A 24,733-nucleotide genomic window follows, 5' to 3' on the forward strand; every position below is an offset into this window, starting at 1 on the left:
CAATTTGACATACTCGCCGGGAAGGACGTTCTCTGCGTAAAGCGTAATTAAGCGCTAAATGTCAAAAAAAGCGCTGCCGGAACGACAAGCGTTAATAACAGTTTGCAAAGCCCGCCGCCTCTTTTACCATGGGGCCAACATACCTTCAGGTAAGCTAACGTTAAGCAGGATCTTACTATGGCGTATAAAATTCCATTTCCACCCCGTCAGCCTTCCGCTTCTTCCCATCTGCCCCTGACCTTGATCTCGCTGGAAGATTGGGCATTGGTGACGCTGAACGGGCCAGACACGGTGAAATACCTTCAGGGCCAGGTGACCGCCGACATCGACGCACTGCCGGCTGACCAGCACGTGCTGTGCGGCCACTGCGACGCCAAAGGCAAAATGTGGAGCAATCTGCGTCTGTTCCACCGCGGTGAAGGCTTTGCCTATCTGGAACGCCGTGGCGTACTGGACAGCCAATTGGCCGAGATCAAAAAGTATGCCGTGTTTTCCAAACTCACCATCGCCGCCGATAACGAAGCGGTGCTGCTGGGCGTAGCCGGTTTTCAGGCACGCGCAGCGCTGGCGGGCATTTTCAATAACCTGCCGGATGCTGAACACCAGGTAGTGCAGGACGGTGAAACCACCCTGCTGCACTTCTCTTTGCCGGCGGAACGTTTTCTGTTGGTCACCACCGCCGCCGTTGCCGAGAAATTGGTCGACAAACTGCGCGAGCAGGCGGAACTGAACGACAGCCAACAGTGGCTGACGCTGGATATCGAAGCGGGTTATCCGGTCATCGACGCCGCCAACAGCGGGCAATTGATCCCGCAGGCCACCAATCTGCAGGCGCTGGAAGGCATCAGCTTCAGCAAAGGTTGCTACACCGGTCAGGAGATGGTGGCACGTGCCAAATTCCGCGGTGCCAACAAGCGTGCGTTGTACTGGCTGGAAGGCAAGGCCGGGCGAGTGCCGCAGCCGGCGGAGGATCTGGAACTGCAACTGGGAGAAAACTGGCGCCGTACCGGTACGGTATTGAGCGCGGCCAAACTGGCCGACGGCACGCTGTGGGTTCAGGTGGTGCTGAATAACGATCTGGACGCCGACAGTAAACTGCGGGTGCGCGATGATGCCGCCAGCCAGCTGGCTATCAAACCGCTGCCGTATTCACTGGTAGAAGAAAAATAAGAATGGGAGCGGTCAGGGCTTCTTAGTCTATCCGCAATAGATTTCGCACTGCAGCCAGGCGGCAAGCGGGCAGATCCCAGAAGCTTACTCAGTAAGTGACTGGGGTATGCACGCACAGCCAACAACGCTGCAGTGTGAAAGATATCTGCGAATATCAGACGTACAGATAAATCGCCATAAAATGGCACAGGCTGCCGCCAAGCACGAAACCATGCCAGATAGCGTGACCAAAACGGAATCGCTTCGAAGCGTAGAAAATCACCCCCAGGGTATAAACCACCCCGCCAACGGCCAACAGCGTCACACCGCCTAACTCCAGACGGGTCGCCAACTGATAAATCACGATCAACGACAGCCAGCCCATGGTCAGGTAGGTCACCAGCGACAGCGCTTCAAAACGGTGGGCAAACGCCAGTTTAAACAGCACGCCCAGCAGCGCCAATCCCCAGATTACCGCCATCAGCCCCTTGGCCAAAGGTGAGTTCAACCCCACCAACAGAAACGGCGTGTAGGTACCGGCAATTAAAAGGTAAATGGCGCAGTGATCAAACTTTTTCAGCCAATGTTTGGCCTTTTGATGGGGAATCGCATGGTAAAGCGTGGAGGCGAGAAACAGCAGGATCATGCTGCCGCCATAAAGACTGTAACTGGCGATAGCCGTGACATCGGCACCGCTATTAACCGCCTGCACCAGCAGCAATACCAGGCCGACAATGCCGAAAACCAGCCCGATGCCGTGGCTGATGCTGTTGGCTATTTCTTCCGCCCACGGATAGGCCGCAGCGGTAATTTTTTCGGTACCGGCTTTCACTACGCCCGTTTTTCCCATAACGCACAACCCCTCAAAACGCCCAACATTGTTCGAAATTACCGCAAAGCAGCTTAACTGAGAATAATTTCAGTGTACACGTGTACGCTAAAATAAAACTGTGTACGCGTGTAACCATCGAAATCCCTCGCCCGCTGGTCTACAATCGATCCGCTTCAACCCATCTACCTTGAGGTTTACACCATGTCATCCGCTGTACCCGCGTTAGATTTCGGCTCCATGACTCAGGTCATCCAGTTCCTGATGGAAATCGACAAGTTGAAAAGCGTGCAACGTCGCACCAAAGTACTGGGCACCCAACGCCAGGAAAACTCCGCCGAACATAGCTGGCACTTCGCCGTTGGCGCCATGAGCCTGGCCCCTTACGCCGGCGAGGGCGTGGATATCCAGCGGGTCATTCAGATGGCACTGCTGCATGACATCGTTGAGATCGATGCCGGCGACGTGCTGGTGTACGATCTGGCGGCGCGCGCGGCGATCCACGATCAAGAGGTTGCGGCGGCACAGCGTCTGTTCGGCATGCTGCCGGACACTCAGCGCGAGTATTTCACCGCTTTATGGCAGGAATATGAAGATGGCGAGAGCGCCGACGCACGCTTTGCCCTGGTGCTGGATCGCACCATGCCGATGCTGATGAACCTGCACAACGAAGGCCAAAGCTGGGTCGAAAACGGCATCAGCCTGAAACAGGTATTGTCGCGTAATACGATGATTGAAGAAGTTTACCCTGAGCTGTGGAAACACCTGCTGCACCACCTGCAGGACGCCCAGCGCAAAGGCTGGCTGAAGTAACTCAGCAGCAAGCCGGGTGAACACCTCACCCGGCACACCCTTCACAACGGCTTATGCGCCGTTTCTTTTGCGGCAATCACCGCCCACAGCGTGATCAGTAACGCCACCACCACATAGGCCGAGATCGCCAACGTGCTTTCGTAAGACTTGAACAACGAAGCGATGATCAAGGGCGCAAACCCGCCGCCGATAATCCCCGCCAGCGTGTAGGCCAATGAAGATCCGGCATAACGCACCCGGGTCGGGAACTGTTCGGTGATAAATGCCGCCTGCGGGCCGTACATCGCCGCATGGATCAGCAGGCCGACCACCACCGCCAGGCAGATCAGCACCGGCTGGCTGCTGTCGAGCAGCACAAAGAACACGAACGCCCAAACCATCGCCGCCAGCGCGCCGCCGATATACACCGGCCGACGACCAAAACGGTCCGACAGGGCACCGAACATAGGTACGGTAATCGCGTTGCCGATCGCCCCCAGCATGGTGGCGGCCAGTGCCACCGGGCGCGGCAGGTTCAGCACCGTAGTGACGTAGGTCAGGGTAAAGACCACCACCAGCGCATACAACACGTCGGACCCGATACGCGAACCGCCGGCAATCAGCAGCGGACGCCTGTATTGGGTGAACACCTCACGGATCGGTGCATGAGTGACGTCCTTCGAGGCTTCCAGTTTGAGAAACGCCGGCGTTTCCCCCACCCCACGACGCAGCCACAGGCCGAACACCACCAGCACCAGGCTCAGCAGGAAAGGAATGCGCCAGCCCCACTGTTGGAAATCATCCGCCGACATTGCCACCGTCACCAATGTGATCAAGCCGGTTCCGATCAACGTGCCGCAGGAAGGGCCGACCTGAGCAAAGGAGGCATTGCGCCCACGCTGATGCGGTTTGCCGTGCTCCATCGACAACAGTACCGCCCCGGCCCATTCGCCTCCCAGTGCAATCCCCTGAATAAAGCGCAATGTCACCAACAGCAGCGGGCTCCAGATGCCCCAACTGGCGTAACCGGGCAACAACCCCATCAGCGCGGTAGTCACCCCCATGATCACCAGCGTCGTCACCAGCACAAAGCGCCGTCCCAGCACGTCGCCGAGGTGGCCAAATACGATGCCGCCAATCGGCCGGGAAACATAACCGACCGCGTAGGTGGAAAACGCCAGAATAGTGCCCACCAGCGGATCGAAAGACGGGAAAAACACGTGATTGAAAATCAGCGCCGCCATGATGTTGTAAACGGTGAAGTCATACCATTCCAACGCGGTGCCGATAGAACTGGCCGCCGCCAGCCTGCCGGTTTTCGGTGGATGGGTGGCAGGATCGGCAGCGGACAAATTCGCGGTCGGCGTTTCGGTGGTTGAAGTGCTCATGATGACAGCTCCTGAGTGGTCAGTTGCCAGCCAAGGGCATAATGCAGGGCTTCGGCGGCAGGGATTTTCAGTTGGCGACAGGCCAGTTCACTCAGCCGTTGGCCGGCCTCGGCGCTGCTGCTTTCGATCAGCAGCATCGGCAACAAATGGCGGTTTTCCCGCGACTCTTTCGGCAACGGCGAGCTGAGCGCTGCGTCCGGCGACAGCAGGCTACTGCGCACAAAACCGGGCTGTTCGGCCAGCATGGTCCCAAGCTGGTTGATGCAGGCTTTCACTTTATCTGGCTCTGCCGGTGCAAGGGTAACGATAGCCAGATGACTGCCGCAGCCCTGCCCGGTCACCGCCTCCACCGCACACACCCGACGCATGGGATCACGCATTTTGTCGAGGCTGGCCACCGACCAGGGGGTTTGCTGGGTAAATGCGGCGCGGTAAGCCGCTGAGGTAAAACTGGCCAGTGATTCGGTTTTGTACAATCCGAGATATTTGCGCCCGCCGTGCAGCGCCTGATAACGGGTGCCTGACAAAAAGCCGGGCACCCGTACCCGCTCTTCCACGTGCTCACGGTCGTACCACTGATTGAAATCCGCCTCATCCTGTGCGGCGACATCTGTTGCGACAAACAGCATTCCGTTCGGGGAACCGGTCATGGGTACTCTCCTGTTAGCTCAAAGTAAGGCGGGGTTATTCCCCACCGAAAAATCACGCGCCGGCGAGGCAGCGTTCGATCGCCAGCGCCCAGCCCAGCAGCGCCTCGTCATGCAGGGACAACCCGGCGACCATCAGACCAACCGGTGCCTTGTCGGCACGTTGGCATGGCAGTGACAACGCACAACCGTCGAGGAAATTGATCACCGAAGGATTGCGCAGCGCGGCGCCATTGATCCGGAAATAGGCTTCTTCATCCGCTTCCAACTCGGCCAGGATCGGGGCAACGAACGGCACCGTCGGCATCAGCAATGCATCAAATTCCTGCACTGCGGCAGTCACTCGTCGTTGCCAATCGGCACGCAGCGCCCGTAATTGCTGCAGATTCTTCTCATCCAGCTCCTGACCACGGCGAATGCGCGACAGCACCCTTGGGTCATAGTCATCGGCATGTTCGGCAATCAGCGTCTGGTGCCAGCGCCAGGACTCCAGCGCAGTAAATCCCCCCTCGGCATTGATCGCCGCCAGTTCGGCGAACTCCTGGCAGGGAATAAATTCAATCTGCGCCCCAGCCTGCGTCAGACGCTGCAAACTGAGCTGGAATGCGGCGTTAACCTCATCGTCCAGTCCCTCCAGCACCAGCGTTTGCGGCACGGCGAAACGTGCCTGACTCAAACTTTTCTGCTGCGGTTGCAGCGGGCGATCGGCGATTGCCGCATCCAGCGCCAGGCAACCGGCAACGTCATGGGCTATCACGCCTATTGAATCCAATGAAGGGGAGAGCGGTAGCAGGCCGCCGCTGTTGATGCGACTGGCGGTGGGCTTATAACCGGTCAGGCCGCAAAAGGCCGCCGGGATCCGCACCGAGCCGCCGGTATCGCTGCCGATCGAACCGAAACACATGCCGTCGCTCACCGCCACCGCCGCCCCCGAAGATGAACCGCCGGGAATGCGGCGCGCGCGGCGATCCCATGGGTTGGCGGGCGTGCCGTAGTGCGGGTTGATCCCCAAGCCCGAATAGGCGAACTCGGTCATATTGGTTTTGCCCATCACCACCGCGCCTGCCTGCAACAAGCGCGCCACCACGGCAGCATGGGCGTTAGCCACTGGCGCATCGGCCAGCACGCGCGACCCTGCGGCGGTGGCCTCCCCCGCTATATCAAACAGGTCTTTGACCGATACCGGTACGCCGTCCAGCGCCGAAAGAGGATGACCCTCAGCACGGCGCCGATCGGCGGCCAATGCCTGTTGCCGTGCCCATTCGGCATACACGTGAGTGAAGGTGCGCCGCCCCTCTCCTTGTTCATCGACGATTTGCGCCAGGGCGTCCGCAGTCAGTTGTGTGGCGGTGAATGCCCCCTTGGCCAACCCGGAGGCGGCCTGGGCTAAAGTCAGCTTTTTCATCAGGCCACCACCGGCAGTTCGATACTGCGATAGCTGTGACTGATGGTTCGCCCCAGCACCTCATCCACCAGTTCCATGCGGAACTCGGTCGCCGGCCGGATACCGCCAATCGCCGCCACCGTCCCGCAAGCCATCGCCAGCCCGTCACGGGGTTGCGGCACCGTCAGCCCGCCTTCCGGCAGTTGTTGACCGCTCAGGTACCGATCCAGCAGATCGCCAGGGGTGCGCAGACTGGCAAGACGGCCCTGCTGATAAAGCTGGAACTCACCGTTTTCCTTGACCCACGAGCGCAGGATCAACGAATCCCAGTGTGCGATCACTTCGCGCAGCGGCCAGGCGGCGCGGGCAACCGGCTTGACGCAGAGTTGCTTGGACAGCGCTACGCTGTGCGCCTCCAGTTGACGATCGGTATGATCCGAGGCCAGCGAAACATACAGCTCACCCTGATGCGTGAAGATCAACGGCTCCGCTTCGCCGGAGCTGGCATTGCCGATCACTTCGATACGTTCGTTCTGGCTTAGCTGGTTAACCGCCACTCGATAAAACAGCGGGATTGCACTGGGTTGGGGCACGCCCAGCTCGGCCAATTCCCTGATATGGTGCAGGATCGCCTCGCGATCCCGGCCGGTCCAACCGGCGATAACCAGGTGATCAATCTCGACATCCAGCACCCCAGCGCCGCTGGATTCGGGTAAAGTAAAGGTCAGTCTCATGGCGTTTGTGCCTCTTTGGTTAAAATACTGTGAAATTTCACTATATCTTTAGTTACCAAATAAGCGATTTCCGTGCCATGTTTTTGTGTACTATGTCTAAAAACTTTCGTCTTGCAGGAGCAGAACGTGATGACCCTTGACGCAGAGAGCCCGGAACTCCCGACGGCAGAGGAAGCCGGGCTGTCACTGAATGAACTGGCCTACCGACGCTTTAAGCAGGCGCTGGTGACGTTAAGCTATAAACCTGGTGAATATCTCAACACCGCTCAGGTGATGAGTGAGCTGGAGATGGGCAGAACACCGATCAATCAGGCGATCCACCGGCTGGCCAATGAAGGATTACTGCAGGTGATCCCGCGCAAAGGGGTGATGGTTTCGCCGCTGTCGATGGACGATGCGCTGGAGCTGATCGAGGTGAGGCTGGCCAATGAAATGCTGTGTATGCGACTGGCCAGCAAGAGAATTACCGAACCACAGATCGCCGCGTTGACGGCGCTCAATCAACAAATCGAAGCCGCCAGCCAACAGCGAGATCGGGTGCGGATGATGATGCTGGATCATCAGTTCCACCAGCAACTGGCGTTGATCGCCGGTAATAATATGTTGGCGGATATTCTGAGCGTACTGCACGCCAGAGCGCAGCGCTTCTGGGCCAGCACGCTGTCACGTGAAGGCCATATGCGGGAGGTCATCGAGGAACACCGGGCGATTATCGCCGCGCTGGCCGCGCAGGACGATGACGCAGCCGCCAATGCGGCGCAGGCGCACATACTGTCATTCCGCAGTGCGCTGCTGCATGAGGGTTAATCGGCCATCAGCGGCCGCCGGCGGCCTCAATAAAGCTGCCGGTGACGTAAGACGCGGCATCGGACAGTAGCCAGACAATGATTTCCGCCACCTCTTCCGGGGTGCCGCCGCGCTGCATCGGCAGGCTGCTTTTTACCCGATCAACGCGCCCCGGCTCGCCGCCGCTGGCATGCATTTCGGTGTAAATAAGCCCCGGCCTTACCGCGTTGACGCGAATGCCCTGCGCCGCCACCTCCAACGCCAGTCCGGTGGTAAGCGTGTCTACCGCCCCTTTAGAAGCGGCATAATCGATGTATTCCCCCGGTGCGCCGATGCGCGCGGCAGCGGAAGAGACATTGACGATCGCCCCGCCCTGCCCACCATGACGATGCGCCATGCGCTTCACCGTCTCGCGGCAACAGAGAAAATAACCGGTAACGTTAGTGCTCAATACCTTGTTGATGCGCTCGGCAGTCAGTTGCTCAATCCCCGTCTGCTGAAACAAAATGCCGGCGTTGTTGACCAGTGCGCTGATCGGGCCAAGGCCAGCATCCAGCGCGTCGAACATTGCCACCACCTGATTTTCATCGGCGACATCCGCTCTCAGCGCCAGCGCCCGGCAGCCCAAAGCTTCGATTTCCGCCACCACCTGCGCCGCCGCCGTTTCATCTTTCAGATAGTTAACGCCCACCGCATAACCCTGGCGAGCTAACAGCAGCGCCGTGGCGCGACCAATGCCACGGCTGGCGCCGGTGACCAATGCAACTTTCGTCATGTCGTTCCTTTCTCTGGTTGGGAAGTCAGAAACTGTAGCCGGCGCTCAGGAAAGCGATCCCAGCCGTTTTTTTCTCGACGATCGGGCTTTTCGCCGCATCGCCCAGCAGAGTATATAGACTCACTCCGCCCTGAAAGGCAATTTCCGGCGTCAATTGATAGTTCAGCATGCCGGTGAACGTTGCCTTGCAGAACGTTCGTCCACTAGCCGGAGGATATCCACCAGGCGTGCTTTGTCTGCATGTGTCCCCCGATAATACATGTTGCCGAAAGTGTTATTGATATTCGCTCACCGGCAAGCTGATTTAAAAAATCAGAAGCGCCAGGTCACGGCAACATTGCCCTCTAATGAATGACTGCCTTTGCGCAACAGCTCGCTGGAAACACCGGCGCCCAATGAAACCGCCTGATTAATCTGATACTGGACTCCAGCCTGCGCGGCCAGCGTATCGCGCCCAGCCAGGGTGCTTTCGCTATCAAAAGCAGAGGCGTTATAGCCCACAAACCGCGCACGCTGCGTCACCTTGCTGCTCAGCAACTCATGCTGCCAGCCAAGGCGCAGGGTGGCGGACAGCGCCTGCGCTCCCTGCAACGGCTGTTGGTACAGCGCCTCGACTCCCAGCGTGCTTTGCAGCGAGTCCGCATAATGCCCCTTAATCTGCAGCGACGGCGCGCCGAAACCGGATTCTTTAATCGTACGATGGGTGGTCGCGGTATAATCAAGCGCCGCCACCGGGCCGAGGCTGAACCTATCCGTTAACGCAAAATGATATCCGCCGCCCAAGGTTAATGAGCCGTTCCAGGCCGTCCAGTCGCTTTTGCTGGTGCCGCTTACGCCGGCAACCTCAAACTGACGCTTCATCTGATTATCCTCCGCCCCCACACGGCCCAGACCATAAGCAAACGGCCCAACCATCGCATTCTGTGCGTAGTTGAACTGCAAGCCAACATCAAACGAAGTGCTGTGCGTTCGCGCACGATCGGCGCTTTTGGCATTGACGGTTTGTCCACCGACTGCCGCGTGGAAGCCGGTTGTCAGGCCCGGCAGCAGTGCGTTACGTTTTTCAGCCCCGAACAACACGCCATAACCTGATGCGTTGTAACCGGCGATATTGCCCGTCGTGTTCTGCCAGTTGCCACCGCCGTAAGGCAAGGCAAAGCTGATCCAATCTTGCTCGTCGCCCGTAGGAGCCAGCGTCAAATTGCGCTCCGGCGCCGTCAATGCGCGGGTTAACTGGCGTTGGCGATCGAATGAGGTTTGAATCAGACTGTTATAGGCCGACGGATCCAGTTGCGCCAAGGCGCTGTTAACCTGCCTGCCTTCAGGATCGGAGAAATCCAGCGCAGTCAGTAACGGACGCAGCTCATTCCCCGCCGTTGCCGCTGCGCGGGCTAATGCCAGCCCGACGTTCCGCTCATTTGCACTCTGCGCATACTGGCTGTAGGCCGATGCGCCACGGGTCGCACTGATTTGATATTGCCCGGCTTCCAGCGGAGCCACATGGAAGCTCAACGTCGGCGATGGTGTCTGAATATTGAGCTGATCGAACTCACCGCTGACCTGACCCAATTGCAGCAGGGAGGCGCTGTTCATCTGCCAGTCTGATGCATACCAGTCTTTTCGCGGCACCAGCGCCAGAGTGCCGTCCAAGCTGGATTTACCGCTGATTTGCACCTGATCGCCATGCCCCTGGCCGTCAAACACCAGTTGCAAACGCCCCTGTGGCCCTTGACGATAATCGCCGTCGATCGACAGCTTGCCAAAAGGAGAACCGGTGGTAAGTAAGCCGTTATTGGTAAACAGCCCGGCATCCGACAATGCATAGCGGCTATTGCCCGCCAGTTGTGCATCCGGCTCGATATCCACGCTATAAACCTGGTGGTTACCGTTCAGTGTGGTTTTCCCCCCTTCGACCACCAGCGCCAGGTTGTCCTTGCCGCGAATATTGCCGTTATAGGTGAAATCAAAGTCGTTATCCGCCACTGCAGTCACCTGCCCCAGCGCATCCGGCTGCAGGCCGAAGGTTAAACGAGTGAGGCGCGCCTGGTGATTTTCGTCCCATTGCGCATAGTCAGAAATAATATCGCCCTGAATGTCAGCGCCGCGCATCACGTTAATCGCGCCGGCCAATGCATTCACTGACTGGTAGATGGCCGCTTTGGCCCCTTTTAACGAGCCGGTGATATCGAAGTTAGATACCAACGGCGCAGCCCGGTATTGGGACAAATCGACCCCGCCCCACTGCCAGATATACGAACCCCGGTATTCGGTTTCATTACCCAGCAGGTTGTTGCCGAAATCCAGGCGGGCGGCTACGCCTTCTTTGCCCGTCGCCTCCAGGCTGCCGCGTTGGACAATCTGGTGGTTATCCCCGTACGCCACCAATAAACCGGTGCCGTAGTCGCCATTGGCCTGCACCCGAACGCCAGGTGCGATGCTGAGCGTATTCCCCGCGCCGTCCACCCGGATCCCTGCGGCGGCAACGCCATCAGCCAATATATCGCCGCGTTGCTCGACCCGATTGTTGCTGCCGTAAATGTGCAGCCCAACGCCCCGGGCGGCGGTATTGGCCATACCGTCGATATACGCGGTGCCGGCAGCATTACGCGCGAAATATCCTTGCGGGTTAACCACGTTCAGACCGCTGCCATAAACAGAGCGACCAAAGAAGTTACGACGATCGATGTCGTACCCCATGTCCTGCAGCAACGCCAGTTCGGCTTCCATCATGATGGTGTAATTGCGGTAGTTTTGATGGCTCATCAGGCTGCGATCCAGCTCGATGTGGGACATGTAGTCATCATCCAGCTCGCCCATCACATCGAGAATACGCACCGGAACACCCGGCATGGCACCGTCCAGCACCTCTTTGACATGGCTACCGGCGAAATACCCCTGGTCTTTGCGCACGTCAAAGGCGGATTTATCGTCCGGCCCCTCACAGCCTTTGCATAAAATAGCCTGCCCCGGCTGCGCCGGATTGCCGTTGTCGTCTAACAGGTGTGAAGTCCAGTTCCCGATCGTCGGGCCAAATTGGGTTACCCCATCCTCCACGCCGGCATCGACGCTGATCCCCAGCGCGTGACCAATTTCATGAAAAATGGTGACTTCCAAATCGGTACGGTCATCGGTAGGAAGCAGTGATGGCGAAGCCTGTGTGGGGGTAAAATCCATTTTTCCGATGCGAACAACGGCGTGGGCGCCATTGTCCAGTTCGCCTGCATCCTGCCCCTGCAACACCGCCTGAAGTTGGGTCAGACTAAATGCGGCATCACTGGCATTTTGGCTGACCGCCCCGGCATTTTTGTCGTCAAAGGTGCCGACGTTGATCACCCCCGGCAATTGCCCCGGCTTGGGCTTGATAATATCGGCCCAACGTTGCGCCGCGCTGATGACCTGAGCCTTTTTCGCCTCATCCAGCACCCAGGTGGAATGCTGGGGGATCCCATCTTGATGAAAAAAGCTGTCATCGTTCGGGGCGTAAAAATTCAGTTTAAATACCGTTTGACCGCTGCTGTTGCGAACCTCGTAACTTTCCACCGCCTGTGCGGAACAGAAGGGTAAAGCCGCAATGATTGCGATAGCCAACCTTTTCATAGTGCACTCCCTTGTGAGTCAATCTTCCCTGCAAAATAGTTTGCTGTTCACAATTTAGTCGCATGGGTATAAACGGAAATTAAACGGGAGAGGCTTAGATAATAAGGAGTACAAACAGCACGAAAATAAAATGATCGGCAACGGATCAACCAGATTAATAAGCAAATAATCAAGAAATTATCGCAAAAAAAAGCAGCGCATTTGCGCTGCCTTTTCATTATCTTCCGGCCGACAAACTTATTCGTATTCGCTCATCGGTACGCAGGAACAGAACAGGTTACGGTCGCCGTAGACGTCATCCAGACGCTTCACGCTCGGCCAGTATTTGTTCTCAAGCACCCCGGCGATAGGGAACACCGCCTCTTCACGGCTGTAGGCGTGCTGCCAGTCGCTGACCAGCTCGGCCTGGACGTGCGGCGCGTTCACCAGCGGGTTATCTTCCAGCGGCCATTCGCCTTTCGCCACCCGGTCAATCTCACCGCGGATCGCCAGCATCGCATCGATAAAGCGATCCAGTTCTACCTTGCTTTCCGATTCGGTAGGTTCAACCATCAGCGTGCCTGCTACCGGGAAGGACATGGTCGGCGCATGGAAGCCGTAGTCGATCAGGCGTTTGGCAATATCCATTTCGCTGATACCGGTCTCTTCCTTCAGCGGACGAATGTCGAGAATACATTCATGCGCCACGCGGTGATCGCGGCCGGTATACAGCACCGGGTAAGCATCTTTCAAACGGGTCGCAATGTAGTTGGCATTCAGAATCGCCACCTGGCTGGCCTGTTTCAAGCCTTCCGCACCCATCATGCGGATATACATCCAGCTGATTGGCAGGATCGAGGCGCTGCCGAAGGGGGCTGCGGAGACGGCGCCCTGTTGGGTGGTCACACCGTCGATCTGCACCACGCTGTGGCCCGGAACGAACGGTGCCAAATGCGCTTTCACGCCGATAGGGCCCATGCCTGGACCACCGCCGCCGTGCGGGATACAGAAGGTTTTATGCAGGTTAAGGTGTGAAACGTCCGCCCCGATATAACCCGGGGTGGTGATACCCACCTGAGCATTCATGTTGGCGCCGTCGAGGTACACCTGGCCACCGAACTGATGAACGATCTGGCACACTTCGCGGATAGTTTCTTCGTACACGCCATGGGTCGACGGGTAAGTCACCATGATGCAAGACAGCTCTTCACCCGCCTGTTCTGCCTTGACGCGCAGATCGTGCAGATCGATGTTGCCGTTTTTGTCGCAGGCTACCACCACCACGCTCATGCCCGCCATTTGGGCAGAAGCCGGGTTGGTGCCGTGCGCAGAACTTGGGATCAGGCAAATATGGCGACCCGTTTCATTGCGGCTTTCATGGTAATGGCGGATCGCCAGCAAACCGGCATATTCGCCCTGTGCGCCGGAGTTCGGCTGCATGCAGACCGCGTCATAACCGGTCAGTTGCACCAGCCACTGCGACAGTTGGCCGATCATCTGCTGGTAGCCGGCTGCCTGCTCTGGCGGGCAGAACGGATGCAGTTCAGAGAATTCAGGCCAGGTAATCGGGATCATTTCCGCGGCGGCGTTCAGCTTCATGGTGCAAGAACCCAGCGGGATCATTGCCTGGTTGAGCGCCAGATCCTTGCGTTCCAGACGGTGCATATAACGCATCATCTCGGTTTCGCTGTGATAACGATTGAAGACCGGGTGAGTCAGGATCGGATCCTGACGCAGCATGGCGGCCGGGATCGACTGACTGTTTTTGCTCACCGCCGCGTCCAGCGCGTCGATGTCCAGACCATGGTCGTCACCCGCCAGCAAGGCGAACAGCGTCTGCACGTCTTCACGTGAAGTGGTTTCGTCCAGCGTAATGCCCACTGCGCCGTGAATGTCGGTACGCAAGTTGATGCCGAAGCTCAACGCGCGTTCCAGCACCGCGGCCTTGTCTTTCACTTCCACCGTCAGGGTATCGAACCAGGTTTTGTGGCGCAGCGCCAGGCCCGCCTGTTGCAGCCCGGCGGCCAGAATGTCGGTCAGGCGATGGATCCGCCCGGCGATGCGCTGCAGGCCTTGTGGGCCATGGTACACCGCGTACAGGCTGGCGATATTGGCCAGCAGTACCTGCGAGGTACAAATATTCGAGTTGGCTTTCTCGCGGCGGATATGTTGCTCACGGGTTTGCATCGCCATTCGCAGCGCAGTGTTACCGGCCGCATCGCGGGAAACGCCGATAATACGGCCCGGCATAGAACGTTTGAATTCGTCGCGGCAGGCGAAGAAGGCCGCGTGTGGGCCGCCGTAACCCATCGGCACGCCAAAGCGTTGCGCGGAGCCGAATACCACGTCTGCGCCCTGCTTGCCCGGCGCCGTCAGCAACACCAGCGCCATGATGTCGGCCGCCACGCTGGTACCGATTTTACGGTTTTTCAGCTCGGCCAGCAGTGCGCTGTAGTCATGCAGTTCACCGGTGGTGCCAACCTGTTGCAACAGCACGCCGAACACGCCCTGCAGCTCCAACACTTTCTCGGCTTTATCCACGATCACTTCGAAACCGAAGGTTTCGGCACGGGTACGCACCACGTCCAACGTCTGAGGATGGACGTCATCAGCCACGAAGAAACGGTTGGCGTCTTTCAGCTTGCTGGCGCGCTTGGCCAGCGCCATCGCTTCGGCCGCCGCAGTGGCTTCGTCCAGCAGCGAAGCGGATGCCAGATCCAAACCGGTCAAATCGAGGGTCAGGGTTTGGAAGTTCAGCAGCGCCTCAAGACGGCCCTGCGACACTTCCGGCTGATAAGGGGTATATGCGGTGTACCAGCCCGGATTTTCCAGCATATTGCGCAGGATCACCGGCGGCGTCAGCACCGCGCTGTAGCCCATACCGATATAGGATTTGTAGCGCTGATTCTGCGAGGCAATCGCCTTCAGTTCGGCCAGCGCCTGATGTTCAGTTGCCGCATCACCCACCGGCGGCGGCGCAGGCAGTTGAATGTCTGCCGGCACAATCTGTTGGATCAGCGCGTTGAGCGAGCGTGCACCCACCGCTTCCAGCAACTGCTGCTGTTGTTCTGCAGAAGAGCCGATGTGACGTTCGATGAACGCTTCGCTGTGTTCAAGTTGGCTGAGTGTCTGAGTCATTGCTACAAATTCCTGAATGCTTACGGGGTACGGGATATAGCCTGAACTAAAACGCCCCGGCAGAAAGGCCTGGGGCGTTGCATCGATTACTCGTCGATAGACTTTTGATAAGTATCAGCATCAAGCAGGTTAGCTAACTCGCTTTCGTCTGACGCTTTAATCTGGAACAGGAAACCTTCACCGTAAGGCTCGCTGTTCACCAACTCCGGAGAACCTTCCAGTTCAGCGTTTACCGCAACGATTTCACCGCTGATTGGCGCATAGATATCGGAAGCCGCTTTTACCGATTCCGCGACGGCGCAATCTTCGCCTGCGGCAACGACACGGCCCACTTCCGGCAAATCAACAAACACCATATCGCCCAGCAGTTCCTGTGCGTGTTCGGTGATGCCTACGGTGTAAACACCGTTCCCTTCTGAACGTACCCACTCGTGTGAGGACGCGTATTTCAATTCTGTTGGCACATTGCTCATCGCCAGCTACTCCTTCGAAGAAATAAAGAATCAATAAACAAAAAATTAATTAATCAGTGACTTACCGGCACGCACAAATCCAGGTTTGGTGACCTTGACCGGCATTTCACGGTTGCGGATCTGTACGATGGCCTGTTCGCCGATACCGGCAGGGACGCGCGCCAGGGCAATGCTGAAACCCAGAGTCGGTGAGAATGAACCGCTGGTGATCACCCCTTCATGCGTCTGACCTGCCGCATCGGTGAAACGCACCGGCAGCTCATTACGTAATACGCCTTTTTCCGTCATGATCAAGCCGACCAGTTGTTCGGTGCCCTGTTCACGCTGTTTTTCCAGCGCTTCGCGGCCGATGAACTGACGATCTTCCGGCTGCCAGGCGATAGTCCAGCCCATGTTGGCGGCCAATGGTGAAATGCCTTCGTCCATCTCCTGGCCATACAGGTTCATGCCCGCTTCCAGACGCAGGGTGTCACGCGCGCCCAGACCGGCCGGCTTGACGCCCGCCGCCAGCAGTTGCTGCCAGAAATCCGCCGCCTGCTCTTTCGGCAGGGCAATTTCATACCCTGCTTCGCCGGTATAACCGGTGGTGGCAATAAACAGATCCCCGGCCTGCACGCCGAAGAACGGCTTCATGCCCTCAACCGCACTTTTTTGTTCCGGGGTAAATAAGGTGGCGGCGCGCTCTTTGGCCTGTGGGCCCTGCACCGCAATCAGCGCCAGATCGTCACGCACCGTCAGCGCTACGCCGTACGGAGCTGCATGTTCTTCGATCCAGGCCAGGTCTTTGTCGCGCGTGGCGGAGTTCACCACCAGGCGGAAATAGTCTTCGGTAAAGAAGTAAACGATCAGGTCGTCGATCACGCCGCCGGACGCATTCAGCATGCCGGTGTACAGCGCTTTGCCAGGTTGGGTGAGTTTGGCGACGTCGTTCGCCAGCAGGTAACGCAGGAACTCGCGGGTACGGGCGCCGCGCAGATCCACAATGGTCATATGGGAAACGTCGAACATACCGGCATCCTGACGCACGGCGTGGTGCTCATCGATCTGGGAGCCATAATGCAGCGGCATCATCCAGCCATGAAAATCTACCATGCGCGCACCGCACGCCACGTGCTGGTCGTACAGTGGGGTTTGCTTTGCCATCTTATCCCTCATTCCACTCAGAAGCTGAAGATAGGGTGCTGCTACGCAATACGTCAGATTATGGCTTGTGGCCGGATTGCGTGGCGCACTGACTGCCCAACAGAAACGCTGCGCCGAAATCGACAAAAACTGCGGCTAATCGCCGCGACGCAAACGATACCTTTGCTCTGACGTTATCACCGAACGACCGCATTAACCATAAGTTAAAATAGGCTTGGCGGCGTTCTGCGCCAGTAAAAAGCCGGGCTAGTGTGCAGAGTTTTAAACTGGAAAACTGCGCTTTAAGGCACAAAACCAACAATTAAAGCACCAAAAATCCGAAGTTATATAACAAACCCACGGCCAGATACGGAATTTCGACTTTTGATAACCGGTTATGGAATTAGAAAAAGTAATGGGAAAAACAACCTGAAATTAGATTATTTCAAATGAAGGGTTATATAAGGAAAAGCTATGGCGATAAGGCGCAGATCTGCGCCTTTAGGGAACGATAACGCTACGGGGAAACAAGACAGAGGGACCGGCAGACGGGTCCCTCTCAGGCAGTCATCAGGCCAGCCATTCCGGCAGATCGTTCAGGCCCATAGCCTGACGCACCAGCTTTGGCTTCACGCCCGGCAGGCTGTCAGCCAGCCGCAGCCCGACATCACGCAGCAGCTTCTTCGCCGGGTGGTTGCCGTCAAACAGTTCGCGGAACCCTTGCATACTGGCCAGCATGACCGCGGCACCGTGCTTGCGGCGGCGTTCGTAGCGGCGCAGATACAGATGCTGACCAATATCCTTGCCCTGACGTTGCAGGCGGCGCAACTCGGCAATCAGCTCGGCGGCGTCCATAAAGCCCAGGTTCACCCCCTGCCCGGCCAACGGATGCACGGTATGGGCCGCATCGCCCACCAACGCCAGACGGTGTGCAGCAAAGCTGCGTGCATAACGCCCGGTCAACGGGAAAGTCTGGCGTTCGCTTTCCACCTGACAAGCACCGAGGCGCAGATCGAAGGCCATCGCCAGTTCACGGTTAAACTGTTCAGGCTCCAGCTGCTTGAGGCGTTCGGCCTCTTCGGGAGCAACCGACCAGACGATGGAGCTTAAATGCGGATCGCTGAACGGCAGAAACGCCAGAATGCCATCGCCGTGGAATACCTGCCGCGCCGTCGCCAAATGCGGCTCTTCGGTGCGAATGGTGGCCACCAGCGCGTGGTGGCGATAGTCCCAGAAGGTCAACGGAATATCGGCATGCTGACGCAGCCAGGAGTGAGCGCCGTCGGCACCGATCACCAACCGGGCAGTCAGCATACGGCCGTCCTCCAGGGTGATGAACGCGTCGTTCTCGCCCCAGGCCACCTGTTTGAGCGCCGCCGGGGTGATCAGCGTGACATCACTCAGGCTTTCCGCCCGCTTCCACAACGCCTGCTGGATCACCGAATTTTCAATGATGTGACCGAGATGGCTGAAGCCGCACTCGTCACCGCGAAAAGCGATCTTGCCGAAGCTGTCGCGATCCCACACTTCCATGGCGTTATAGGCGCTGGCACGCAGATTGAGGATCTCGTCCCATACGCCAATGTGCTGCAGCAGGCGCTCGCTGGCGGCGTTGATGGCGGATACGCGCAGTGCCGGTTGCGGCAGCGGCGGCGTCATATCCGGCTGCTGGTGCTCCAGCACCGCAACGCGCAGGCCGCTGCCCTGCAAACCGCAAGCCAGTGCCAGCCCCACCATACCGCCACCGGCGATAACCACGTCAAATGATTGCATGCTGCTTAATTTCCTTAAATGACTCGCTGCGCAGTAATTGCCCAGCGCTTTGGGCGCAGCAGGCTGCGCCTTTAATGATATTCGCTTAGCGATCTACCCAGCCCAGAGTGCGCTTGGCAAAGGCATCGCGCATCGCCGGCAATTGGGCCATCGCCATCAGGCCCAGATTGCGCCCGACCACCAAGGGACCGTACCGGTTGGCGAACAGCCGGATCAAGCCGTCGGTAACGCCAATCGTCGCTTGCTGATCCTGCTGCCGCCGTTGTTGATAGCGACTCAACAACGCATAGCCACCGGGATCTTCCCCGGCCTGCTGTGCCTGGGCCAGCGTTTCCGCCAGCGACATCACGTCGCGCAGGCCAAGATTGAACCCCTGCCCAGCGATAGGATGCAGCGTCTGGGCGGCATTGCCAACCAACGCCAACCGATGGCTGACATGCTGATTGGCGGTCAGCAAGCTGAGCGGATAGCTGTGACGCTTGCCGGCACGCAGGATCCGCCCCAATCGCCAGCCAAACGCCTGCTGCAATTCACTGATAAAGCGCGTATCGTCCCACGCATCAATCTGTTCGCGATCCTCCCGCGCATGGCACCAGACCAATGAGCTGCGCCCCTGGGACATCGGCAGCAACGCCAAAGGCCCGTAACGGGTGAAACGCTCAAAGGCTCGCCCTTGCGGATGCACCGCGGTGGTCACGTTGGCGATGGTGGCAAACTGCGGATAGTCACTTTGCTGCCACTGCAGGTTGCAAGCCTGCGCCAGCGCTGAACGCGAACCGTCCGCTGCCACCAGCAGTTTCCCGCTGATGCGCCGACCGTTATCCAGCAGCACTTCGGCCTGTTCCGCCGTGCGTACCACATCGACCACTCTGGCCGGGCAGTGCAGCGTGACGCCAGGTGCCTTGGCCAGCAGCGCGAACAGTCGTTGCCCGGCGTCGTGCAGCTCAATCACCTGCCCCAGCGCATCAACCTGATAATCTTGCGCGTGCAGATTAACGAACCCGGCATGACCACGATCGCTGACGTGCACATGAGTGATGGCTGTCGCGCAATCGCGCAGTGCCGGCCAAACCCCGATACGCGTCAACTGCTGGCAGGTGCCCTGCGCCAAAGCAATGGCGCGGGCGTCAAATCCCGGATGGCTGCGATCGTCCGGTCGGGTGGCTTCGACCAGATCAACCGCCAATCTTCCCTGAGTGAGCGATGAAATGGCCAGCGCCAGAGTCGCGCCCGCCATGCCGCCGCCAACGATAATTACGCTCATGCCGTTACCTTGCCGCCGCCATCAGCGCTTCGATGGCGTCAGCGTCTTTCACTACGCTGGCGGTCAGGTTTTCATTGCCGTTGGCGGTGATCAGGATGTCGTCCTCGATGCGAATGCCCATGCCGCGATACTCCTCCGGCACGTCGGCATCCGGCGCAATATACAGCCCAGGCTCGACGGTAAACACCATGCCCGGCTCCAGAATACGGTCGCGGTTAGGCGTGCCATAGTGGCCTACATCGTGCACATCCAGCCCCAGCCAGTGGCCAAGCCCATGCATGTAGAACTGACGATGCGCCTGTTCGGCTATCAACTGCTCCACTTCGCCTTTCAGGATCCCCAGCTCCACCAGCCCGGTGATCATGATGCGTACCACCTCATCGTTGACTTCACGGATGCTGGTGCCCGGTTTGAACAATTCCAATGCCCGCGTCAGCGACGCCAGCACAATGTCATACACCGCGCGTTGTGGCCGACTGAACTTGCCGTTGACCGGGAAGGTACGGGTGATGTCGCCCGCGTAGCCTTTATATTCACAACCGGCGTCAATCAGCACCAAATCGCCATCGCGCAATTCACTTTCGTTCTCGGTGTAGTGCAGGATGCAGGCGTTTTCACCCCCGCCGACGATGGTGTTGTAAGACGGGTAGCGGGCGCCAAAGCGGGTAAATTCGTGATGAATTTCCGCTTCAAGCTGATATTCGAACATCCCGGGACGGCATTTTTGCATCGCGCGAGTATGGGCCAGCGCGCTGATCTCACCGGCCCGACGCATAACCGCCAGCTCTTCGGACGATTTGAACAGGCGCATTTCATGCAGCCATGGACGCCAGTCGGTCACGGTCGCCGGTGCCTGAAGGTTCTGGCGGAAGCCCTTGCGCAGCTTGTCCAGCGCGTCGAACAGGATTTTATCGGCGTAGTCGTATTGGCCCTGCCCGTGGTAAACCACGTCCAGGCCATTGAGCAGCAGGGGCAATTGATCGTTGATTTCATCGAACGGCAGCGCGCGGTCCACACCCAGCTTCGCCGGAGCGGCTTCTTGCCCCAGGCGGCGGCCAAACCAAATTTCCGCCGTCAGGTCGCGTACCCGGTTGAACAACACGCTGTGATTGTGCGTCTCGTCGCTCTTCACCAGAATCAACACCGAACCCGGCTCGTTGAAACCGGTCAGGTACCAGAAATCGCTGTTTTGACGGTAAGGATATTCGGTATCTGCACTGCGCGTAGCTTCCGGCGCAGAGAAAATAATTGCCGCGCTGGCCGGAGCCATTTTAGCCAACAGCGCCTGACGGCGACCGTTGAATTCCTGCTGAGTCATCACCTTCTCCTGAAATCAATCTGCCTGTGCTCACGGCCGCTAAGGACGTGAAATCGGGTGTTTAGTGCAAGGTCGGTTTGGCATTTTCCGGCGCCGTCGGCTTATGGCGAGTAAATTCGGTGTGGCACAAAATGGCCGCCACTCGCACATACTCCACCACTTCTTCCAGAGAGTGCTCAAGCTCTTCCTGGTCTTCGTCTTCGTCATAACCGAGCTGAGCGATGTTACGCAGATCGTCGATCGCCTCGCCCACCTCGTCTTTCACCTGCGCCAGCTTCGGCTGCATCATGCCGAGCCCGAGCAGGAAATGATTCACCCAACCGGCCAGCGCATCGGCGCGGTCGAACACGCTGACGGTTTCGCCTTCCGGCATCATCAATTGGAACATGAAATCGTCGTCTTCCAGCGTTTCACGCGTAATTTCATGAAGTTGCTGCAACGGCAGGCTCAGCGCCTGCGGGAAGGCCACGCCTTCATTCGTCAGATCATAGACCAGCGATTGCCAGCCGGCGTCGCGGCTGCCACCGCACAACAGGCCGCTGATCAGGCCGTGCATTTCTGCTGCGGTTAATGCTACCGCTTGCTGGTTAAGAGCAACGGTCAAAGATTGGTAACTTGGAAATGTATTCTGTATAGACATGCGCATTCGTCATCGTTGGCAGGATAAGTTCGTGTTATGCTACCACCAAGGTCCGTCGCTGTACCAGATAAGCGCGACACCTCAGTGGCTAGTTATAATCGTGATGTGTCAGAATTAACACACTGCCGGCAGGGAACAAAATGAGGCTAAATACGCATTTTGAAACCCTTTTTTGACTGGTAATGTCTGACGCAGTAGATTACAACCAGGTACTGAAAAAGGGGTTGTATCTTGGTACCGAGGTATATATAGTGGCGCCCGCTTTGGTGGCCCGGTAAGGGTAAGCTGGGGCTGGCGCGAAATTTAGGCAGGAAGGTGGCATGTCTGCACAACCGGTAGATATTCAAATTTTTGGTCGCTCTTTAAGAGTCAATTGCCCGCCAGAACAACAAGATGCGTTGAACATGGCCGCAGTCGATCTTAACGAACGGTTGCAAGATCTTAAAGTTCGCACTAGAGTCACAAATACTGAGCAGCTCGTTTTCATTGCAGCATTGAACGTTTGTCACGAACTTGCTCAAGAACGGTTGAAAACCCGTGATTATGCGTCCAATATGGAACAACGCATTCGCATGCTGCAACAGACCATTGAACAGGCTTTGCTTGAACAGGGTCGCATCTCTGAACGTCAGGATGCACAATTCGAATAACTTAAGTTGCTGAAACCCAAGGTTTTGGCAATGAGTAAAAAATTTCTCTGAGATGTTCGCCAGCGGGCCAGTCCCCTGAGCCGATATTTAGTACCAACAGAATGTGATGATCCGCGATCGGTGTGCATGCTCGGCCCGCCGAGAAGCCTTAAGATTGCGACAGCACGTTCACCTTGAACCATGGGTTCAAGGGTTACAGCCTGCGACGGCATCTCGGAGATTCCCCCTTCCTCAGCGGTATGTGTGCTGATTATGTCTTTTCAAACCCGGTATGCCCAGCAGCGGCAAAACATCCGAAATCAAATCCGTCAGCGTAGACGCGCCTTAACGCCCGAACAACAACATCATTTTGCCCTGCAGATAGCTGAACGCATCGCGGCACATCCGCGCATCCTGGCGGCGCAGAGCATAGCGGTATTTTTGTCGTTCGATGGCGAGCTGAATACCCGTCCGCTGATTGAACGCCTGTGGCAGTCAGGCAAGCAGGTTTATCTGCCGGTACTGCACCCGTTCAGCCCCGGTAATCTGTTGTTCCTGCACTACACTCCCGAAACGCCACTGGTTAACAACCGCTTCAATATTCTTGAACCGCAACTCGACGTGCGCCATGTGCTGCCATTGAGTTCGCTCGACGTGGTATTGACGCCGTTGGTGGCATTTGACAGCACAGGCCAGCGTTTGGGGATGGGGGGAGGTTTCTACGATCGCACCCTGCAAAACTGGCAACATACCGGCCCCTACCCCATCGGGTTGGCGCATGACTGTCAGCAGGTAGAACGGGTGCCGGTGGAGCATTGGGATATTCCGCTGCCGGAAATCGTGACCCCTGCGCAGAATTGGGCATGGCAAATCGTTAAATAGCAAAAGGCCGGATAAATCCGGCCTCAGATTGCTGACAAAGTCCTTTGCGGTTAAAAGTCCCGATCTGAGGGTTAATAAAAACAAAGGATTATATCTTCTGATTTACCCCAAACATCCGAAAACCACGTTTTTCGGGTGTTTGTCATCAGACTAAGGCCGGACAAATCCGGCCTTTTGGTTACAGCACGTTCAATCAGAACAACAAGCGGGCACGGATGGTACCGGCAATCGCCTTCATGCGTTGCAATGCGGCATCGGCACGTTCGGTTTCCGCTTCGATATCAATAACCACGTAGCCGATTTCCGGACCGGTTTGCAGATACTGCGCGGCGATGTTCACCCCTTCTTCCGCGAAGATCTGGTTAATCTGCGTCAGTACGCCCGGACGGTTTTCATGGATGTGCAGCAGGCGGCTGGAGTTAGGCCCGTGTGCCGGCAAGGACACTTCCGGGAAGTTGACCGCCGACAGGGTCGAGCCGTTGTCGGAGTATTTCGCCAGCTTACCGGCCACTTCGTCACCGATGTTTTCCTGCGCTTCCTGAGTAGAGCCGCCAATGTGCGGGGTCAGGATCACGTTGTCAAACTCGCACAGCGGTGAGTTAAACGGCTCGCTGTTGGTCGCCGGCTCTTCCGGGAACACATCGATCGCCGCACCGGCCAAATGCTTGCTGGCCAGCACCTTGCACAGTTCGGGAATATCCACCACCGTGCCGCGCGAAGCATTGATCAGGATCGAGCCCGGCTTCATCAGCGCCAGTTCCTCTGCACCCATCATGTTTTTGGTCGACGGGGTTTCCGGCACGTGCAGCGTCACCACGTCGCTCATATTGAGCAAATCGGACAGGTGGCGTACCTGCTGGGCATTGCCCAACGGCAGCTTGTTCTCGATATCGTAGAAGTACACTTTCATGCCCAGGCCTTCGGCCAGGATGCCCAGTTGGGTGCCGATATGGCCGTAGCCGATAATCCCCAGCTTTTTGCCACGCGCTTCAAACGAGCCCACGGCCAGCTTCTGCCATTCGCCGCGGTGTGCCTTGGCATTGGCGGACGGAATGCCGCGCAGCATCAGCAGCAGTTCGCCCAGCACCATTTCTGCCACGGATCGGGTATTAGAGAAAGGTGCGTTAAACACCGGAACGCCGCGTTTGGTCGCCGCCTTCAGATCAACCTGGTTAGTGCCGATACAAAAACACCCTACCGCCACCAGCTTTTCTGCAGCAGCGAAAACTTCTTCACTCAGATGCGTACGCGATCGGATGCCGACGAAGTGAGCATCGCGGATGGATGCCTTAAGCGCTTCGGTGTCTAACGCACCTTTGTGATATTCAATGTTGGTATATCCGGCTGCCAGCAGATTATCTACCGTGCTCTGATGCACCCCTTCCACCAACAGGAATTTAATCCTGTCTTTCTCCAATGATACTTTTGCCATTT

At 57.6% G+C, this 24,733-nt stretch carries 20 protein-coding genes, 1 other RNA gene and 1 pseudogene; 6 read left to right on the forward strand and 16 right to left on the reverse strand.

The window, feature by feature from the left end; all coding sequences use genetic code 11:
• Window positions 1-177: 177 nt before the first annotated feature.
• Window positions 178-1,170, forward strand: a complete 993-nt coding sequence (gene ygfZ, locus ACGS9J_RS20670; protein ID WP_442232638.1) for a tRNA-modifying protein YgfZ — start codon at window positions 178-180, stop codon at window positions 1,168-1,170.
• A gap of 154 nt (window positions 1,171-1,324) precedes the next feature.
• On the opposite strand, the gene trhA is transcribed toward ygfZ, so the two are convergent.
• On the reverse strand, window positions 1,325-1,999 hold the full coding sequence (gene trhA, locus ACGS9J_RS20675) for a PAQR family membrane homeostasis protein TrhA (RefSeq protein WP_442232639.1): 675 nt from the start codon (window positions 1,997-1,999) through the stop codon (window positions 1,325-1,327).
• 183 nt (window positions 2,000-2,182) lie between these two features.
• On the opposite strand from trhA, the gene ACGS9J_RS20680 reads away from it, so the two are divergent.
• On the forward strand, window positions 2,183-2,791 hold the full coding sequence (locus ACGS9J_RS20680; RefSeq protein ID WP_442232640.1) for an HD domain-containing protein: 609 nt from the start codon (window positions 2,183-2,185) through the stop codon (window positions 2,789-2,791).
• A gap of 41 nt (window positions 2,792-2,832) precedes the next feature.
• Here the strand turns inward: ACGS9J_RS20680 and ACGS9J_RS20685 are convergent, their stop codons facing one another.
• Genes ACGS9J_RS20685 through ACGS9J_RS20700 form a run of 4 tightly spaced genes read right to left on the reverse strand, consistent with a single transcriptional unit; the run spans window position 2,833 to window position 6,923 of the window.
• Window positions 2,833-4,158: an MFS transporter gene (locus ACGS9J_RS20685; protein ID WP_442232641.1), complete on the reverse strand. Its 1,326-nt coding sequence runs from the start codon at window positions 4,156-4,158 to the stop codon at window positions 2,833-2,835.
• Window positions 4,155-4,808 carry an antibiotic biosynthesis monooxygenase family protein gene (locus ACGS9J_RS20690; protein ID WP_442232642.1) on the reverse strand — a complete coding sequence of 218 codons (654 nt, stop codon included), beginning with the start codon at window positions 4,806-4,808 and terminating at the stop codon, window positions 4,155-4,157. Before ACGS9J_RS20690 ends, ACGS9J_RS20685 begins: the two co-directional genes overlap by 4 nt.
• A 52-nt stretch (window positions 4,809-4,860) precedes the next feature.
• A complete protein-coding gene (locus tag ACGS9J_RS20695) occupies window positions 4,861-6,210 on the reverse strand; it encodes an amidase (RefSeq protein WP_442232643.1) in 1,350 nt (449 codons plus the stop codon).
• Window positions 6,210-6,923, reverse strand: coding sequence for a DUF2848 domain-containing protein (locus tag ACGS9J_RS20700; RefSeq protein WP_442232644.1), 714 nt, complete (start codon window positions 6,921-6,923; stop codon window positions 6,210-6,212). The genes ACGS9J_RS20695 and ACGS9J_RS20700 overlap by 1 nt, the downstream gene beginning before the upstream one ends.
• A 129-nt stretch (window positions 6,924-7,052) precedes the next feature.
• Here ACGS9J_RS20700 and ACGS9J_RS20705 point away from each other — a divergent pair, with 129 nt between their 5' ends.
• Window positions 7,053-7,730 (forward strand): GntR family transcriptional regulator, encoded by a 678-nt coding sequence (locus tag ACGS9J_RS20705; protein WP_442232689.1) that lies wholly within the window; start codon window positions 7,053-7,055, stop codon window positions 7,728-7,730.
• A 7-nt stretch (window positions 7,731-7,737) separates the two neighbouring features.
• Here ACGS9J_RS20705 and ACGS9J_RS20710 read toward each other — a convergent pair whose 3' ends face one another.
• The 10 genes and pseudogenes from ACGS9J_RS20710 to ACGS9J_RS20755 all read right to left on the reverse strand — a co-directional run bounded on the left by ACGS9J_RS20710 (window position 7,738) and on the right by ACGS9J_RS20755 (window position 21,788).
• Window positions 7,738-8,484, reverse strand: a complete 747-nt coding sequence (locus ACGS9J_RS20710) for an SDR family oxidoreductase (protein ID WP_442232645.1) — start codon at window positions 8,482-8,484, stop codon at window positions 7,738-7,740.
• A gap of 25 nt (window positions 8,485-8,509) precedes the next feature.
• Window positions 8,510-8,659, reverse strand: a pseudogene (locus ACGS9J_RS20715) (MipA/OmpV family protein); the annotation flags it as partial.
• 137 nt (window positions 8,660-8,796) lie between these two features.
• On the reverse strand, window positions 8,797-12,081 hold the full coding sequence (locus ACGS9J_RS20720; RefSeq protein WP_442232646.1) for an autotransporter outer membrane beta-barrel domain-containing protein: 3,285 nt from the start codon (window positions 12,079-12,081) through the stop codon (window positions 8,797-8,799).
• 237 nt (window positions 12,082-12,318) lie between these two features.
• On the reverse strand, window positions 12,319-15,198 hold the full coding sequence (gene gcvP / locus ACGS9J_RS20725) for an aminomethyl-transferring glycine dehydrogenase (protein ID WP_442232647.1): 2,880 nt from the start codon (window positions 15,196-15,198) through the stop codon (window positions 12,319-12,321).
• A gap of 86 nt (window positions 15,199-15,284) precedes the next feature.
• Window positions 15,285-15,671, reverse strand: coding sequence for a glycine cleavage system protein GcvH (gene gcvH / locus ACGS9J_RS20730; RefSeq protein ID WP_442232648.1), 387 nt, complete (start codon window positions 15,669-15,671; stop codon window positions 15,285-15,287).
• Between the two features lie 45 nt (window positions 15,672-15,716).
• Window positions 15,717-16,814, reverse strand: a complete 1,098-nt coding sequence (gene gcvT / locus ACGS9J_RS20735; protein ID WP_442232649.1) for a glycine cleavage system aminomethyltransferase GcvT — start codon at window positions 16,812-16,814, stop codon at window positions 15,717-15,719.
• Window positions 16,815-17,363: 549 nt separating this feature from the next.
• Entirely contained in the window at window positions 17,364-18,566 is a 1,203-nt protein-coding gene (ubiI, locus tag ACGS9J_RS20740) for an FAD-dependent 2-octaprenylphenol hydroxylase (RefSeq protein ID WP_442232650.1), read from the reverse strand.
• An 85-nt stretch (window positions 18,567-18,651) separates the two neighbouring features.
• The gene (gene ubiH / locus ACGS9J_RS20745; protein ID WP_442232651.1) at window positions 18,652-19,830 is read right to left on the reverse strand and encodes a 2-octaprenyl-6-methoxyphenyl hydroxylase; all 1,179 of its coding nucleotides are present in this window, start codon (window positions 19,828-19,830) and stop codon (window positions 18,652-18,654) included.
• Between the two features lie 4 nt (window positions 19,831-19,834).
• The gene (pepP, locus tag ACGS9J_RS20750) at window positions 19,835-21,148 is read right to left on the reverse strand and encodes a Xaa-Pro aminopeptidase (RefSeq protein ID WP_442232652.1); all 1,314 of its coding nucleotides are present in this window, start codon (window positions 21,146-21,148) and stop codon (window positions 19,835-19,837) included.
• 61 nt (window positions 21,149-21,209) lie between these two features.
• Window positions 21,210-21,788, reverse strand: a complete 579-nt coding sequence (locus tag ACGS9J_RS20755; RefSeq protein WP_041414927.1) for a YecA/YgfB family protein — start codon at window positions 21,786-21,788, stop codon at window positions 21,210-21,212.
• Between the two features lie 320 nt (window positions 21,789-22,108).
• Here ACGS9J_RS20755 and zapA point away from each other — a divergent pair, with 320 nt between their 5' ends.
• The 3 genes from zapA (at window position 22,109) to ACGS9J_RS20770 (ending at window position 23,299) form a co-directional block, all read left to right on the forward strand.
• The gene (zapA, locus tag ACGS9J_RS20760) at window positions 22,109-22,438 is read left to right on the forward strand and encodes a cell division protein ZapA (protein WP_012146623.1); all 330 of its coding nucleotides are present in this window, start codon (window positions 22,109-22,111) and stop codon (window positions 22,436-22,438) included.
• 41 nt (window positions 22,439-22,479) lie between these two features.
• Window positions 22,480-22,662: non-coding RNA, 6S RNA (gene ssrS / locus ACGS9J_RS20765), on the forward strand.
• A 28-nt stretch (window positions 22,663-22,690) separates the two neighbouring features.
• A complete protein-coding gene (locus ACGS9J_RS20770) occupies window positions 22,691-23,299 on the forward strand; it encodes a 5-formyltetrahydrofolate cyclo-ligase (RefSeq protein WP_442232653.1) in 609 nt (202 codons plus the stop codon).
• Between the two features lie 193 nt (window positions 23,300-23,492).
• Here ACGS9J_RS20770 and serA read toward each other — a convergent pair whose 3' ends face one another.
• On the reverse strand, window positions 23,493-24,731 hold the full coding sequence (serA, locus tag ACGS9J_RS20775) for a phosphoglycerate dehydrogenase (protein ID WP_442232654.1): 1,239 nt from the start codon (window positions 24,729-24,731) through the stop codon (window positions 23,493-23,495).
• Window positions 24,732-24,733 lie beyond the last annotated feature (2 nt).

Source organism: Serratia quinivorans (genome assembly GCF_052113645.1).
In the GTDB taxonomy this organism is placed as follows: Bacteria; Pseudomonadota; Gammaproteobacteria; order Enterobacterales; family Enterobacteriaceae; genus Serratia; species Serratia quinivorans_B.

What these genes read in the sequence shown, in the direction of transcription:
- ygfZ (WP_442232638.1), top strand. Translation starts at nt 178, where the DNA reads ATGGCGTATAAAATTCCATTTCCACCCCGTCAGCCTTCCGCTTCTTCC.
- trhA (WP_442232639.1), bottom strand. Translation starts at nt 1,999, where the DNA reads ATGGGAAAAACGGGCGTAGTGAAAGCCGGTACCGAAAAAATTACCGCT.
- ACGS9J_RS20680 (WP_442232640.1), top strand. Translation starts at nt 2,183, where the DNA reads ATGTCATCCGCTGTACCCGCGTTAGATTTCGGCTCCATGACTCAGGTC.
- ACGS9J_RS20685 (WP_442232641.1), bottom strand. Translation starts at nt 4,158, where the DNA reads ATGAGCACTTCAACCACCGAAACGCCGACCGCGAATTTGTCCGCTGCC.
- ACGS9J_RS20690 (WP_442232642.1), bottom strand. Translation starts at nt 4,808, where the DNA reads ATGACCGGTTCCCCGAACGGAATGCTGTTTGTCGCAACAGATGTCGCC.
- ACGS9J_RS20695 (WP_442232643.1), bottom strand. Translation starts at nt 6,210, where the DNA reads ATGAAAAAGCTGACTTTAGCCCAGGCCGCCTCCGGGTTGGCCAAGGGG.
- ACGS9J_RS20700 (WP_442232644.1), bottom strand. Translation starts at nt 6,923, where the DNA reads ATGAGACTGACCTTTACTTTACCCGAATCCAGCGGCGCTGGGGTGCTG.
- ACGS9J_RS20705 (WP_442232689.1), top strand. Translation starts at nt 7,053, where the DNA reads ATGACCCTTGACGCAGAGAGCCCGGAACTCCCGACGGCAGAGGAAGCC.
- ACGS9J_RS20710 (WP_442232645.1), bottom strand. Translation starts at nt 8,484, where the DNA reads ATGACGAAAGTTGCATTGGTCACCGGCGCCAGCCGTGGCATTGGTCGC.
- ACGS9J_RS20720 (WP_442232646.1), bottom strand. Translation starts at nt 12,081, where the DNA reads ATGAAAAGGTTGGCTATCGCAATCATTGCGGCTTTACCCTTCTGTTCC.
- gcvP (WP_442232647.1), bottom strand. Translation starts at nt 15,198, where the DNA reads ATGACTCAGACACTCAGCCAACTTGAACACAGCGAAGCGTTCATCGAA.
- gcvH (WP_442232648.1), bottom strand. Translation starts at nt 15,671, where the DNA reads ATGAGCAATGTGCCAACAGAATTGAAATACGCGTCCTCACACGAGTGG.
- gcvT (WP_442232649.1), bottom strand. Translation starts at nt 16,814, where the DNA reads ATGGCAAAGCAAACCCCACTGTACGACCAGCACGTGGCGTGCGGTGCG.
- ubiI (WP_442232650.1), bottom strand. Translation starts at nt 18,566, where the DNA reads ATGCAATCATTTGACGTGGTTATCGCCGGTGGCGGTATGGTGGGGCTG.
- ubiH (WP_442232651.1), bottom strand. Translation starts at nt 19,830, where the DNA reads ATGAGCGTAATTATCGTTGGCGGCGGCATGGCGGGCGCGACTCTGGCG.
- pepP (WP_442232652.1), bottom strand. Translation starts at nt 21,148, where the DNA reads ATGACTCAGCAGGAATTCAACGGTCGCCGTCAGGCGCTGTTGGCTAAA.
- ACGS9J_RS20755 (WP_041414927.1), bottom strand. Translation starts at nt 21,788, where the DNA reads ATGTCTATACAGAATACATTTCCAAGTTACCAATCTTTGACCGTTGCT.
- zapA (WP_012146623.1), top strand. Translation starts at nt 22,109, where the DNA reads ATGTCTGCACAACCGGTAGATATTCAAATTTTTGGTCGCTCTTTAAGA.
- ACGS9J_RS20770 (WP_442232653.1), top strand. Translation starts at nt 22,691, where the DNA reads ATGTCTTTTCAAACCCGGTATGCCCAGCAGCGGCAAAACATCCGAAAT.
- serA (WP_442232654.1), bottom strand. Translation starts at nt 24,731, where the DNA reads ATGGCAAAAGTATCATTGGAGAAAGACAGGATTAAATTCCTGTTGGTG.